10 protein-coding genes and 1 pseudogene are annotated in these 13,556 nt (G+C 62.6%); 7 read left to right on the forward strand and 4 right to left on the reverse strand.

The window, feature by feature from the left end; genetic code table 11:
* Positions 1–292 precede the first annotated feature (292 nt).
* The 3 genes from AC07WT_RS09160 to AC07WT_RS09170 are packed head-to-tail and all read left to right on the forward strand — an operon-like array spanning position 293 to position 5,678.
* On the forward strand, positions 293–886 hold the full coding sequence (locus AC07WT_RS09160) for a DUF2760 domain-containing protein (protein ID WP_494946824.1): 594 nt from the start codon (positions 293–295) through the stop codon (positions 884–886).
* Positions 883–2,769: an Hsp70 family protein gene (locus AC07WT_RS09165; RefSeq protein ID WP_494946825.1), complete on the forward strand. Its 1,887-nt coding sequence runs from the start codon at positions 883–885 to the stop codon at positions 2,767–2,769. The genes AC07WT_RS09160 and AC07WT_RS09165 overlap by 4 nt, the downstream gene beginning before the upstream one ends.
* Complete coding sequence (locus AC07WT_RS09170; RefSeq protein ID WP_494946826.1) at positions 2,766–5,678, forward strand: Hsp70 family protein; 2,913 nt, start codon at positions 2,766–2,768, stop codon at positions 5,676–5,678. Before AC07WT_RS09165 ends, AC07WT_RS09170 begins: the two co-directional genes overlap by 4 nt.
* 271 nt (positions 5,679–5,949) lie before the next feature.
* Here AC07WT_RS09170 and AC07WT_RS09175 read toward each other — a convergent pair whose 3' ends face one another.
* The 3 genes from AC07WT_RS09175 to AC07WT_RS09185 all read right to left on the reverse strand — a co-directional run bounded on the left by AC07WT_RS09175 (position 5,950) and on the right by AC07WT_RS09185 (position 9,319).
* A complete protein-coding gene (locus AC07WT_RS09175; RefSeq protein WP_494946827.1) occupies positions 5,950–6,696 on the reverse strand; it encodes a glucose 1-dehydrogenase in 747 nt (248 codons plus the stop codon).
* Between the two features lie 263 nt (positions 6,697–6,959).
* Positions 6,960–7,982 carry a histone deacetylase family protein gene (locus tag AC07WT_RS09180; RefSeq protein ID WP_494946828.1) on the reverse strand — a complete coding sequence of 341 codons (1,023 nt, stop codon included), beginning with the start codon at positions 7,980–7,982 and terminating at the stop codon, positions 6,960–6,962.
* A 17-nt stretch (positions 7,983–7,999) separates the two neighbouring features.
* Positions 8,000–9,319, reverse strand: a complete 1,320-nt coding sequence (locus tag AC07WT_RS09185) for an MFS transporter (RefSeq protein ID WP_494946829.1) — start codon at positions 9,317–9,319, stop codon at positions 8,000–8,002.
* A 140-nt stretch (positions 9,320–9,459) separates the two neighbouring features.
* Between AC07WT_RS09185 and AC07WT_RS09190 the strand changes: the two genes are divergently transcribed.
* The 4 genes and pseudogenes from AC07WT_RS09190 to AC07WT_RS09205 all read left to right on the forward strand — a co-directional run.
* Positions 9,460–10,419 (forward strand): LysR family transcriptional regulator, encoded by a 960-nt coding sequence (locus AC07WT_RS09190; RefSeq protein ID WP_492596089.1) that lies wholly within the window; start codon positions 9,460–9,462, stop codon positions 10,417–10,419.
* A gap of 251 nt (positions 10,420–10,670) precedes the next feature.
* A complete protein-coding gene (locus AC07WT_RS09195) occupies positions 10,671–11,039 on the forward strand; it encodes a hypothetical protein (RefSeq protein ID WP_494946830.1) in 369 nt (122 codons plus the stop codon).
* A gap of 36 nt (positions 11,040–11,075) precedes the next feature.
* Positions 11,076–12,830: an ABC transporter ATP-binding protein gene (locus AC07WT_RS09200; protein WP_494946831.1), complete on the forward strand. Its 1,755-nt coding sequence runs from the start codon at positions 11,076–11,078 to the stop codon at positions 12,828–12,830.
* A gap of 128 nt (positions 12,831–12,958) precedes the next feature.
* A pseudogene (locus AC07WT_RS09205) lies at positions 12,959–13,159 on the forward strand (oxidoreductase); the annotation flags it as partial.
* A gap of 47 nt (positions 13,160–13,206) precedes the next feature.
* Here AC07WT_RS09205 and AC07WT_RS09210 read toward each other — a convergent pair.
* On the reverse strand, positions 13,207–13,539 hold the full coding sequence (locus AC07WT_RS09210; protein WP_494948463.1) for a transposase: 333 nt from the start codon (positions 13,537–13,539) through the stop codon (positions 13,207–13,209).
* Between the last annotated feature and the right edge of the window lie 17 nt (positions 13,540–13,556).

The raw sequence follows: 13,556 nt of genomic DNA on the forward strand, positions 1-13,556 counted from the left end.
ACTGGCGCTCCTGCGCCGCGCCTCCGTCGCTGCGTCGGCGTCACCCAATTGGCGCTTACTCTCCACCTGATTGCCGGTCATTCACCGCGAGAATTTCCGGCTTTGCCCGCTTTCCGCGCCGCACAAGGCAAAATACGGGTTTGCGCGCCCCGGCGGCGCCGCAAAATTCTGGAGAATCAGACGTCGGCGGAATATGCCGTCGACCAAGACGCACGACGGCGCCCAAAGGCCCGTCGCGTGCGACGCGGCAACAGGATGGCTCGTCCTTTAACAGAGCCCATCAGGAGCATTTATGACCGATTCGAACCCGTCTTTCCTCGGCAGGATTTCACTTGCCGTCAGCACCTTTTTCAGTATCCTCGGCGATGGCGAGTTCGCCGCCGGGGTCCTGCGCCTGCGCGATGGCGGCAGCGCTGCGGCCACCGCAGCGCCTACCCCGGCGCCCGCGCCTGCCGCGGCACCCGCCCCCGCCCCTGCTCCGCAGCCCGCCCCCACGCTGAAAGAAGCGAGCCCGGACGCCGCGCTCCAGCTGCTCGGCCTGCTGCAACGCGACGCGCGCTTCATCGATTTCGTCGAAGAAGACATCAAGGGCTTTAGCGACGCCGACATCGGCGCCGCCGCCCGCCTCGTGCACGACGGCTGTCGCGCGACGCTGCGCGAGCATTTCACGATCCGCCCGGTGCGCGACGAAGCCGAAGGCAGCCGCGTGACGCTGGCCGTTGGCTTCGACGCCACTGCGATCCGTCTGACCGGCAACGTCGTCGGCAAGGCGCCGTTCAACGGCAGCATCAGCCACCGCGGCTGGCGCGTCGACGAAGTGCGTCTGCCGAAGCTGACGGACAGCCACAACGCCCGCGTGATCGCGCCGGCCGAGGTGGAACTATGAGCGACGCACGCGACGAACGCGACACACTCGACGCACGTTATTCGATCGGCATCGACCTGGGCACCACGCACTGCGCGTTGTCCTATGTCGACTGCAACGCCAGCGACGGCGAGAAGACCAACCAGGGCGTCCTGCCGATCGCGCAACTCACCGGACCGGGCGCGATCGACAACCTCGACCTGCTGCCCTCGTTTCTCTACCTGCCGCATCCGGACGAACTGGCCTCGGGCGACCTGTACCTGCCGTGGACCGGCCAGCGCGAATTCGCGGTCGGCGAGTTCGCGCGCAGCCGCGGCGCGGCCACGCCGATCCGGCTCGTCTCGAGCGCGAAAAGCTGGCTGTGTCATCCGGGCGTCGACCGGCGCGCGGCGATTCTGCCCAACGACGCGCCGCCTGAAGTCGCGCGCGTGTCGCCGCTCGAAAGCTCGGTGCGTTACCTGACGCATCTGCGCGAAGCGTGGGACCACGCGCATCCCGACGCGCCGTTCAGCCAGCAGGACATCACGGTGACGATCCCAGCGTCGTTCGATCCGGCCGCGCGCGAACTGACCGCGGAAGCCGCCGAGGCCGCCGGCTACGGCCGCATGACGCTGCTCGAAGAACCGCAGGCCGCCTTGTATAGCTGGATTCAGAAGAGCGGCGGGCAGTGGCGCAAGCAGGTCAAAGTCGGCGACATCATCCTGGTGGCGGACGTCGGCGGCGGCACCACCGACCTCTCGCTGATCGCCGTGATCGAGCGCGAAGGCAACCTCGAACTGCATCGCGTCGCGGTCGGCGAACACATTCTGCTCGGCGGCGACAACATGGATCTCGCGCTCGCTCACGTGGTCGCGCGCAAACTCGCAGCGCTTGGCACCCAGGCCGACGCGTGGCAACTGCGCGCCCTCACCTACGCGTGCCGCGCCGCCAAGGAAACGCTGCTCAGCGATCCGGCGACCGACACCGTGCCGCTCGTCGTGCCGAGCCGCGGTTCGAAGCTGATCGGCGGTTCGATCCGCACGGAGCTGACGCGCGCCGAGTTGACCCAGACGATCCTCGAAGGCTTCTTCCCGCAAGTGGACAGCGCGGCGCGTCCGGTGAGCCGCACGCGTGCGGGTCTGACGCAACTCGGCCTGCCGTATGCGCAGGACGCCGGCATTACGCGGCATCTTGCGGCGTTCCTCGGCCGCCAGGTGGGCGCGCTCGCCGAACTCGAAGGCTTGCGCGAGATGGGCGCCGGAGGTACGGCGGAAGGCGCGAGCTTCCTGCATCCCACCGCGGTGCTGTTCAACGGCGGCGTGTTCAAGTCGCCGTTGCTGGTGGAGCGCATCCTCGGCACGCTCAACGGCTGGCTCGCGGCTGAAGGCGCGGCGCCGGCGCGCCTGCTCGAAGGCGCGGATCTCGATCTCGCCGTCGCGCGCGGCGCCGCGTATTACGGCTATGTGCGGCGTGGCAAGGGCGTGCGCATTCGCGGCGGCACGGCGCGCGCGTACTACATCGCGATCGAATCGGCGATGCCCGCCGTGCCCGGCCTCGAGCCGCCCATCGAGGCGCTGTGCGTCGCGCCGTTCGGCATGGAAGAAGGCACCGAAGCCGAGTTGCCGGCCCAGGAGTTCGGCCTCGTGGTCGGCGAGCCGGTGCATTTCCGCTTCTTCGGTTCATCGGTGCGCCGCCAGGATCAGGTCGGCACGCTGCTCGACTTCTGGGGGCCCGAGGAGTTGCAGGAACTGGAGGAGATCGAGGCGTCGCTGCCGGCCGCCGGCCGCACCGCCGGTGAAGTCGTGCCGGTGAAACTGCATGCGCGTGTCACCGAAGCCGGCACGCTCGAACTGGAAGCCGTGCCGCGCGGCACGGACGAGCGCTGGAAAGTCGAGTTCGACGTGCGCGGCAACGCCAATGCATGACCGCGATGAAGCGCTACAGCGTCGGGATTGATCTCGGCACGAGCAACACGGTGCTCGCCTATGCCGAGGCGGGCAGCACGGACATTCGCGTCTTCGAGATCGATCAGCTGGTGAGTCCCGGCGAGGTCGCCGCGCGCCCGTTGCTGCCGTCGGTGCGGTATCACGCGGCGCCGGGCGAACTGAGCGCGGGCGATCTGCAATTGCCGTGGAGCGACGCCAAGGCGGCAAGCGCGGCGAGCGGCGTGGCGAACGCGCCGGACCGTACCGGCACGGAAGAGCAGCCGGTCGTGGTCGGCCGGCTCGCGCGCACGCTCGGCGGCCAGGTGCCGGGCCGGCTGGTGGCGAGCGCGAAGAGCTGGCTGTCGCACGCGTCGGTCGACCGGATCGCGCCGATCCTGCCGTGGGGCGCCGCCGACGAGGTCCGCAAGGTCTCGCCGGTCGAAGCCAGCGCGAGCTATCTGGCGCACGTGCGCGCGGCCTGGAATCAGCGCTTTCCGGATGCGCGGCTCGAAGATCAGGACGTCGTGCTCACCGTGCCCGCTTCTTTCGACGAAGGCGCGCGAGCGCTGACGGTGGAAGCGGCGCGGCTCGCCGGCCTGCCCGCGTTGCGGTTGCTGGAAGAGCCGCAGGCGGCGTTCTACGACTGGCTGTTTCATCATCGCGAGAACCTGTCGAAGGAACTGGCGGACACCCGGCTCGTGTTGATCTGCGACGTCGGCGGCGGCACCACCGACCTCACGCTGATCGAAGTGCGAAACGTGCAGGCGCGCGACGGCGAGCCTGAATTGACGCGCATTGGCGTGGGCAACCATCTGATGCTCGGCGGCGACAATATGGATCTCGCGCTCGCGCATCTCGTCGAGGCGCGCTTGCCTCACGCCGGCAGCGAGCGCACGCGTTTATCGGCGGCCAGCCTGTCGCAACTGGTCGAGCGGTGCCGCGGCGCGAAAGAGCAACTGCTCGGCCGGGAAGCGCCCGACTCGGCTTCCATTACGCTGCTCGGCGCCGGGTCGAAGCTGATCGGCGGCGCGCGCACCGCGCAGGTGACGCGCGCCGAGGTCGAGCAGATCATCGTCGACGGTTTCTTTCCGGCGGTGGCGCCAAACGAACGGCCGGGGCGTCCGCGCGGCGCGATCGTCGAGTTCGGCCTGCCCTATGCCACCGATGCGGCAGTCACGCGGCATATCGCGGCGTTCCTGAGCCGCTTCGCCGCGCAGTCGCGCAAAGCGCTGGGTCTGTCTTCTACCGGCGAGAGCGAGCATGACGCGACGGACGACGCTCCCTTGCCGGTGCCCGACACGCTGTTGCTGAACGGCGGCGTGTTCCGTGCCGAAGCGTTGACGCAACGTCTCGCCAGCACCCTGGGCGACTGGCGCGGCGAGCCGCTCAACGTCCTGCATAACGACAATCCCGATGTGGCCGTCGCTCGTGGCGCGGTGGCTTTTGCCCTCGCCCGCGCCGGTCAGGCGCCGAAAATCGGCGGCGGCTCGCCACGCAGCTACTTTCTCGTGCTCGACGAAACCGGCGAAGGCAATGGCAAGGATGGCGGCGAGCAGAACGATGAAACGTCGCCGCGAGGCATCTGCCTGCTGCCGCGCGGCACGGAAGAAGGCCACGAGATCCTGATCGAGGACCGCACCTTTGCGCTGCGCCTCGGGCATCCGGTGCGTTTCCACCTGGTCTCATCGATCGCGGACACCGAATATCGGCCAGGCGAACTCGCCGATCTCGCGGGCGGCGACTTCGTTCGTCTGCCGCCGATCGCGACGATCGTGCAGCCGCGCGGAAACAGCAACGCGCGCGAAACGCCGGTGCAGATCGCTACGTCGCTGACTGAAGTCGGCACGCTGGACGTGCACTGCATCGAGATCGACAACCCCGCGCAGCGCTGGCTGCTCGAATTCCAGCTGCGCCGTGAAGACGCGCAGGTGCGGTTGTCAGCCGATCCCGCACAGACTCCGCATGCGGCGCTCGGTGAAGCGATCGAACAGATCGACCGCACCTTCGGCGCGCGCTCGCAGGACGTCGGCCCGAAGGAAGTGAAACGGCTGCGCGCGCAACTCGAACAACTGCTCGGACCGCGCGAAAGCTGGAACAGCGCGCTGCTGCGCGAACTGTTCGGCGCGCTGTGGGAGCGCGCGCGCCGCCGGCGGCGTTCGGCGGATCACGAGCGCCTGTGGCTGAATCTCGCCGGCTACTGCGTGCGGCCGGGTTTCGGCTACCCGCTCGACGAATGGCGCGTCGAGCAACTCTGGTCGCTCTTCGACGACGGCATTCAGTACGTGAACGAGAGCCAGGTCTGGTCGGAATGGTGGACGCTGTGGCGCCGCGCGGCGGGTGGCCTCGACGAGAGCGCGCAGCTGCGCGTGCTCGACGCGATGGCGTATCTGCAAAAGGCCGCTCAATCGCGTCACAAGCTGCCGTTCGATGTGTCGAAAACGGGCTTCACGGATATGCTCCGCTTGAGCGCGTCGCTCGAACGCATTCCTGTCGCGCGCAAGATCGAACTTGGCGAGTCCGTGCTGGCGCGCTTGAAGAAACCCGCTGAAAACCATCAGAGCTGGTGGGCGGTCGGCCGCATCGGCGCACGCCGGCCGTTCTACGGCAGCGCGCATAGCGTCGTGCCGCCCGAAGTGGCTGCGCAATGGCTGAACACGATCCTCGCGCTCGACTGGAAGAAGGTCGACCCCGCCGCGTTTGCCGCCGTGCAGATCGCCCGCATGACCGGCGACCGTTCGCGCGACCTGCCCGAGGCGTTGCGCAACACGGTCGTGCGCAGGCTCGAAGCGGCCAACGCGCCGCGCGCGTGGATCACCATGGTCGGCGAGACGGTGGAGCTCGATAACGCGGACGAAGGCCGTGTGTTCGGCGAGTCGTTGCCCGCGGGATTGAAGCTGATTGCGAGTTGAGGGTGGCGTGGGCGGCGCCAGCGAACGATATCGATCGCGCCGCCCTCTTCCGGCCGGCGTTCTGGTAAGCGAAAGTCATGCTCACTTCGCAACCGCGCTAACCGGTCCCGGCATCGTCCATATGCCGGATTTCATGGTGCGCCCCGCCATCGAACGAGGCGAACTGGTGCCGATACTCACAGATTGGCGCCCCGAACCACTCGAGTCTCGACAAACGCGCCTATCGGCGCCGCCTTGCCTCGAGCAAACAAACGCCTCCGCGCAAAACTGCTTAACGCGCTCCGCCGCCAGCGAGCAGGCTCTCGCCGGTTATCCAGCGCGCGTCGTCCGAGGCGAGAAATACGGCGACGCCCGCGATATCGTCAGGCTGCCCGATACGGCCGAGCGGAGTCTGGCTGACCGCCCACGTCTCGAAGTCGGAACCGACAAAGCCTGCGCTATGCGTGCCTTCTGTTGCAACCATGCCCGGATTCACCGAGTTGACGCGAATCTTCCGCGGTCCGAGTTCACGGGCTAGCACGCCGGTGATGCCGTCCACCGCGGCCTTCGTGCCGGTATAGACCGCGCTGCCCGCCGGCGTGATGCGGCTGACCAGCGAGCCGATGTTGATGATGCTGCCGCCTTCGCCGAGATGTTTCGCCGCCGCCTGCGTGACCAGCAGCAGACCCAGCACGTTCACATTGAAGTGTTTATGGAAGTGCTCTTCGGTGATGGCTTCGAGCGGCGCGAACTCATACACGCCGGAATTGTTGACGAGGATGTCGAGGCGGCCATACGTTTCGACCGCTGCATCGATGATGCCTTGCGCGTCCGCGGCTTTCGACACATCGCCCGCCACGGCAACCGCCTTGCCGCCCGCCGCGGCGATGGCGTCGACCACCGCGTCCGCGCCGGCCTTGCTGGACGCATAGTTGACTACCACCGACGCGCCTTGCGCCGCGAGGGCCTTGGCGATAGCAGCGCCGATACCTTTCGATGCGCCTGTCACAACCGCGACTTTACCTGCGAGCTTGCTCATGATCGTCTCCTTTGAGGTGGGGTTTGCGCCGACGCGCTGCCGCGAAGATTCGCGGGGCTGGCTTCGATGAAGCAGCAGATGCAGCGGCGCTGTCACAGCAGACACTGTAGGCAGGTAAGCCGGTGGGATAAAGCGGCTCAGAACGAATAGTTACGTCGGGTCAGGCGAACAATCGGATTTTGTTTGAAGCGGTGAATGGGTTATGGGGCGAGTGGGTTGCGGCGCCCCCTGCCCGTGTCCCTATCCCCTTCACGCCGGCTTCTTTACCGGCTGGACGTCAAGCCGTCGAAGAACGCTTGCGCGTTCGCGTCGAGCGTCTCGACGTGATATCCGCCTTCCTGCACGATGAGCGTAGGCAGCTTCAACGCACCGAGCTTGCCGCCGAGCTTGCCGAAGCCTTCGGTCGTGACGGCCACCATCGATTGCGGATCGTCTTTGTAGATGTCGAAGCCAAGCGCAATCACCAGCGCGTCAGGCTGAAAGCGCGCCACCACGCGCAGCGCCGTATCCAGTTGCTCGAAAAACACTTCTTCCGATGAGCCGTGCGGCATCGGCAGATTGACGTTGTAGCCCTCGCCTTGCGCAACGCCGCGTTCGTCTTCGAAGCCCGCCACCACTGGATAGAAATTGGTCGGGTCGCCGTGGATCGACACATACAGCACGTCGTCGCGGCCGTAGAAAATCTCCTGAATGCCCTGGCCGTGATGCATGTCGGTGTCCAGTATCGCGACGCGTCCGTATTTGCGCCGCAACGCCTGCGCCGCCACAGCAGCATTGTTCAGATAGCAGAAACCGCCGGCCGCCTCCGCGCGCGCATGATGGCCGGGCGGCCGGCACAATGCGTACGCTTCGCCCGCGCCGTCGAGGATCGCGTGCGCGCCGGCGAGCGCGCTTTGCGCGGACCAGTACGCGGATTCGTAGGTATGCGCGCCGACCGGGCAACTGCCGTCGGCGAGATAGCGCGCGGCTTGCGCGAGGATGCCGCGCAGCGGATTGTTCTCGCGGATATACACGTTCGACATCACTTCGTCGCCCCATTCCGCGGGGATCTTTTTCCATTCGCGATGCGCTTCTTCGAGGAAGCGCAGATAGTTCATCCCGTGCACTTCAGCGAGCGGCGCCGTGCCGAAATCCGCCGGTTCGCGCACGTCGAAGCCGAGCGTTCGGGCGGCTTCGACAAGCCGCAACGCACGCTCCGGCACTTCCTGCGGCGTGCGCATCTGGCCACGCGACAAATAACTGCGCGGATGGTGCTTCAACTGTGCGGGATGAAAAAACGTCTGCATGTTCCGGTTCCTTTCAATCAGCGTGCAGGCAGTGCCTCGGGTGCCTCAGGTGCATCCGCGCGACGGTGTTTCAGCGCATCCAGCGCGACGATGCAAAGCAGCGAAATACCTGCAAGGCAAGTGTAAAACACCGCAAGCGGCCACCATTGCCCGATGAACTTGTGCGCGAGCCACGTGCCCGCAAGCGGCGTCAGGCCGCCGGCAAGCGCGCCGCACACCTGGTACGAAAGCGAAATCGCGGAATACCGCACACGCACCGGAAACACGCCGCTGACAAAACCCGCGATCACCGAATAGAAGCTCGCCATACACACCACGGCGATCGCGATACCGGCGATCATCGACATGCGATGACCGCCTTGCACCAGTGTGAACATCGGATACGGCGAGAGCATCGCGCCCAGCGCGGCGAGCTTCAGGAAACGCGCGCCACCGAGCCTTTCAGCGAGCCACGCGGCCAGCGGCTGCGACAGGAACTGGATGATCGCGACCGCGAACAGGCAATCGAGAATCAGCGACTTCGACACGCCGACGTATTGTGTCGTGTACGAGATCATGAAGGTATTGGTGAAGTACACGCCCGCGATCCCGATCGTGTTCGCACCGATGCAGAACGCCACCAGCGCGCCGGACGAACGGAACACTTCGGCGATCGGCAGCTCGACGGTACGCCGCGCCGCTTTCTCGCGCTCGAATTCCGGCGACTCGTTCACGCCGAGGCGAATGAAGATGCCGACCGCGAGCAGCACCGCGCTCGCCAGAAACGGCAGGCGCCAGCCATACGAAATGAAGTCGTCGTGCGGCATCGACGTCACCGCGCGAAACGCGATCAGCGAGAGGATCAGCCCAGCCGGGCTGCCGAGTTGCGCGAACGACGCGAAGAAAGTACGCCGCCCTTGCGGCGCATGTTCGCCGGCCATCAGCACCGCCCCGCCCCATTCGCCGCCCACCGCCACGCCCTGCACCACGCGCAGCAACACCAGCAGCACCGGCGCCAGCATGCCGACCTTGGTATAAGCCGGCAGCAAGCCGACGCACACAGTCGCCACGCCCATCATCATCAACGTGGTCATCAGCGCTTTCTTGCGGCCGATGCGGTCGCCGAGGTGGCCGAAGATCACGCCGCCGAGCGGCCGCGCGAAGAAACCGACTGCGAACGTCGCAAACGACGCCATCGTGCTGACGAACGGGTCGTGCGATGGAAAGTACAACTCGCCGAACACCAGCGCGGCAGCGGTCGCGTAAATGTAAAAGTCGTACCACTCGATCATCGTGCCGATGAACGCGGCGCTTGCCGCTCGCACGGGCTGACGGGTGGCGGTGGATGAAGCAGTCATGGCGGCTCCTCAGTCGCGATTTCCGGAAATCGGGGCATACGGTGAGGGGTTTTATCGCCAGCCATTAAACATTAGTCAAATTTCGTATTATTATCTCGACTATAAATATCGCTAATATCGAAGGTGATTTCATGACGCAACTGCGCGCGGACGTCACGCGTTTTCTGAACGACCGGCTCGACTGGAATCTGCTGCGCACCTTCCTCGTCATCATGCAGGAGCGCAGCGTCAGCCGCGCCGCGGCCCGCTTGCACCTGACGCAGCCGGCGGTCAGCCAGGCGCTCAAACGGCTGGAAGACACGCTCGAGCGCACGCTGATCCAACGGCGCGGGCCGCACTTCGAACCGACCCGCGCCGGCGAGGAGGTCTACCGGATCGCCAGCGATATTTACGGCCATATGTCGCGCCTCGAAACCGAGCTCGACGACCGCAGCGACGACATCACCGGTTCGATCCGCCTGCTGACGGTGAGCCGGATCGATTCGGGCGTCTACGACGAATTCCTCGCCGAATTCCACAAGACCTATCCGCGTGTCGACTTGCAGATCGAGGTGATGCGCTCGTCGGACATCATCTCGTCGCTCCTGCAGAAGACCGCCACCGCCGGTCTCGGCCTGTGCCGCACGCCCGTCGACAAACTCGAACAACGCTGCTTTCTGCGCCAACGCTATGCGCTCTATTGCGGGCGCCATCATCGGCTGTTCGGGCGGCACGCGCTATCGGTCGATCAGTTGCTCGCGGAGAATTTCGTGTCGTTTACCAGCGACCAGATCGGCGACAGTCTGTCGCCGCTCACCGTGTTCCGCGATCAACGCGGTTTCACCGGGCGCATCGTGGCAGCCTCGCCGAGCCTCGATGAAGTGCGGCGGCTGATCTTTGCCGGTTATGGCATCGGCTGCCTGCCCGAGCACATCGTGCGCGACGATCTTGCGCAGCAGCGCCTGTGGCGCCTGCCGCCGGAAGAAGGTCTAGTCGACGTCGATATCGACCTGCTGTGGCTTCGTTCGCGCAAGATGAATGCGGCCGAGCAGGCATTTCTCGACGGCATGGAGCGCACGATGCAACGTTACGCGCTGCCCGAGCGGCTCGCGCCACGTTGAAATCTGCACCGCCAGGCTCGCCAGCACCGCTAAAGCCCCTATCGTCTCCAGAACGCCCGACCACACGATAAAGCCCTCAGCTCGTTGTCCGCCGCGTCAGTTCTCAAACGCTCAGTTAGATGATTCCGCATTGCCGCTGTTCGTAGCACTGGTAAGCTCTATCCAGCCTTGCCGCCAAACGCGGCGACGGGCTACCAGTGCGATGCACCGCGTTTCCCAACACCACCGCAACATCTGCCGGCCGCGTTCGCGTGAGCCAGCCTGCCGAAGCAAGCACGGCACTCGCAAGCAACCATAGGCAAGCAATTGTCATCAAAATTCTCGCCAGCATTTGTGCATTCATCGTTCTTGCATCGGTCATCGCTACCACCAGTCTGCCAAGTGTGCCGGCAGTCCAGCCATGCATGCAAGAGTGGTTTTCATACCTGGACAAAAACTATTTCGACATTTCATCAGTCTGCTCCGGAAGAGTCGTGCGCAACCTGAAGATCAATGCGGACACTCTAACGAGTAGCATGGAGCGCAGCGGAATGCTATCCCTTTCAATGGATATAAAAAATATCTTGAATTTGTACAAACTTGAAAGCTTTGTTGGTGGGTATTCAAAATATCTTAAATGACGAAATGTCAGACTCGGGTGGAGTTGCAGATAAATCATGAAGAAATGGCTGGAGCTCTTTAGGTTCATGCGGGATGAACTCAATGCACGTGAAAAAATCCGATTTGCGTACGTGCTTATCGTCACAGTGGCATCGTCTGTGCTGACCGCGATTTCACCGGTCATACTCTCTGCGCTGACCGATCAACTTGTAGCGTTGCCGACGATAAAAGCGGCGTTTCCGATCAGTATACTTGCCTTGACAGTTGCCTACCTTGCATGCATTGGCATCAATCGACTCTCCAGCACCATATCGATGTACCTCCAGAGCATGTTGAGGATAGGTGTTGTCACCCTCCTTTCGACGAAGTATTTTCTCTATCTCTACCGGCAGGATGCAAGCTTCTTCTCACACAGAAACTCAGGTGAGCTGAGCCATGAAATCAATCAGGCAAACAATGATTTTTATCTTGTCATAAGAAATTTTGTGTTTAATGTTGCGTCTCCACTGATACAGCTGTTTTCTGCGTTCTTTGTATTAGTGCATTCCGGGAGCAGCATCATCGCACTAGCATTCTTGGTTTACGCGTTGCTTTTCATTTTAAATAACGTATTGCAGACAAAAAAACTGACTGCACTCAAAAATGACGTTATGGAGGCCGGGCGGAGGTCCTACTCTACGCTAGTGGATTCGATCGTGAATCTGTCTGTCATTCGGCAATATGGGACGCATGCCTATCTCGCTTCTCGATATAGAAACGTCCTGGATGCAGACAAGAAAGTGCAACTACGCTACTGGGGCACGAACATTACAATGCTCGCTGTCAATGCAGTTCTGTTCGTTGGACTTTTTTCCTTCTCGTTTCTCTGGGTCCTGCGCGGCGTTCTGGACGGACACGTTTCGCCCGGACACTTTGTCATGGTCGCATCATATATCATCATGCTGACGGCACCCATAGAGAGTCTTGGCAATGTGTTCAGCGAAATTAATCAGTCTTTGTTTACGTTGTCTGGCTTTGTTCGAAAAATCAAGATCGCAAGCCCGCTTGACAAGAAGGTTGACGTATTGAATCGATGTTCTCCCATCATTGAAATCCACAATATCAGTCTCTCCTACCCTGGCCAGAATACCGCGGCACTCAAAGCGGTTTCCATGGACATCGAGGCTGGACAGAAAATCGTCTGGACGGGTGAAAGTGGAGCGGGGAAAAGTTCCCTCATTAAAATATTAACCGGGCAGTATCGGCCTGATTCTGGGTGCGTGAAAATCTTCGGAAAAAATATTATGGACGTCACGCAGGCGTCACTGTGTTCGATCGTTGGATTGGTGGCGCAGGATGCGTTGATCTTCAAGGATACATTGCGCTTTAATATGCTTGTTGCAAACCCGGATGCATCTGATGAAGAAGTCAATGGAGCACTCAGAAAGGCGGGGCTGGCAAGCTTTCTGGATCAGTTGCCAGATGGACTGGATGCCATGCTTGGCGATCGTGGCGCAACGCTCTCTGGGGGGCAGAAGCAGCGGATTTCGCTTGCCAGGGTTTTTCTGAGAAAACCTGAAATTTTAATCGTCGATGAAGGCACATCCTCTCTGGATGTGCTAACCGAGCGAACCGTGATTGAGAACATCATGGAGGTTTTTGGCGAAAAAACGATTATTATGGTTTGTCATCGCGCCAGCGCCATGAGCTTTGCTGACAGAATATTTGTTTTCCATCAAGGCGAAATTGTTGATCAGGGCAGCAAGGAGCGCCTGTACACGAATAATCGCTATTTCGCAGATATCGTAAATCTATCTGCGCTCGATTTGTAAATATATCAATGTATTGAGGATCCGGTAGATATTTGCCGCACCTGCACGCTCTTTCCGTCTGCCAACTGACCGACAGCTGGGAGACGCGTCATCTGCTGATCTGCAAGCGCGATCCGAGCGCGATGCCGCGGCCGGACGGCAACCCCTTCGAGCAGTACGAGCCCGGCGCGCATATCGACGTGACCGGACCCTCGGGCGTCACGCGCTAATATTCGCTGTGCGGCGATCCGGATCAGCGTGAAACGCATCTGTTCGCCGTTAAGCGCGAAGACGCGTCGCGCGGCGGCTCGCGCTCGCTGCATGACGACGTCACAGTGGGCAGCGGATTGGGTTCTAAGCCGGAACCCCAGAAAATTCCGTCCCCCCAACTCTATCTTCAACCTGCAAGTTTCTTGATACGCTCGGCTAGGCGTCCGAACGCTTCATTCACGTACTCCAATGCCCTGGGTTCGGCGCCTAGCGCACGTAGGGCGCTTTTGAAGCTTTCCAGATCGGAAAGCCATTGCCGATGCAGCTTGTCCATCTCGTCGACTTGAGGCTGAAAGACTTGCAGGTTGCCGCTTCCAGGAAACGCCTGATAGCCGCGCTCAAGTGTCGCCGCCGTTGTCAGCAATTGAGTCGCCAGTTGCTTGTGCTGTTCGGGAAGCTGCGCCATGCCGTCATAGGGCCGCGATGCCTTGTTGCGTTCAGCTTCGAACGCCTCTTCCATAATGTGCCGTCCGGCAA

It is taken from the genome of Paraburkholderia sp. GW821-FHT02A12 (genome assembly GCF_059422005.1).

Excerpts from the sequence above, each read along its gene's own strand:
- AC07WT_RS09210 (WP_494948463.1), bottom strand. The coding sequence starts at position 13,539 with ATGGAAGAGGCGTTCGAAGCTGAACGCAACAAGGCATCGCGGCCCTAT.
- AC07WT_RS09200 (WP_494946831.1), top strand. The coding sequence starts at position 11,076 with ATGAAGAAATGGCTGGAGCTCTTTAGGTTCATGCGGGATGAACTCAAT.
- AC07WT_RS09165 (WP_494946825.1), top strand. The coding sequence starts at position 883 with ATGAGCGACGCACGCGACGAACGCGACACACTCGACGCACGTTATTCG.
- AC07WT_RS09160 (WP_494946824.1), top strand. The coding sequence starts at position 293 with ATGACCGATTCGAACCCGTCTTTCCTCGGCAGGATTTCACTTGCCGTC.
- AC07WT_RS09175 (WP_494946827.1), bottom strand. The coding sequence starts at position 6,696 with ATGAGCAAGCTCGCAGGTAAAGTCGCGGTTGTGACAGGCGCATCGAAA.
- AC07WT_RS09170 (WP_494946826.1), top strand. The coding sequence starts at position 2,766 with ATGACCGCGATGAAGCGCTACAGCGTCGGGATTGATCTCGGCACGAGC.
- AC07WT_RS09180 (WP_494946828.1), bottom strand. The coding sequence starts at position 7,982 with ATGCAGACGTTTTTTCATCCCGCACAGTTGAAGCACCATCCGCGCAGT.
- AC07WT_RS09185 (WP_494946829.1), bottom strand. The coding sequence starts at position 9,319 with ATGACTGCTTCATCCACCGCCACCCGTCAGCCCGTGCGAGCGGCAAGC.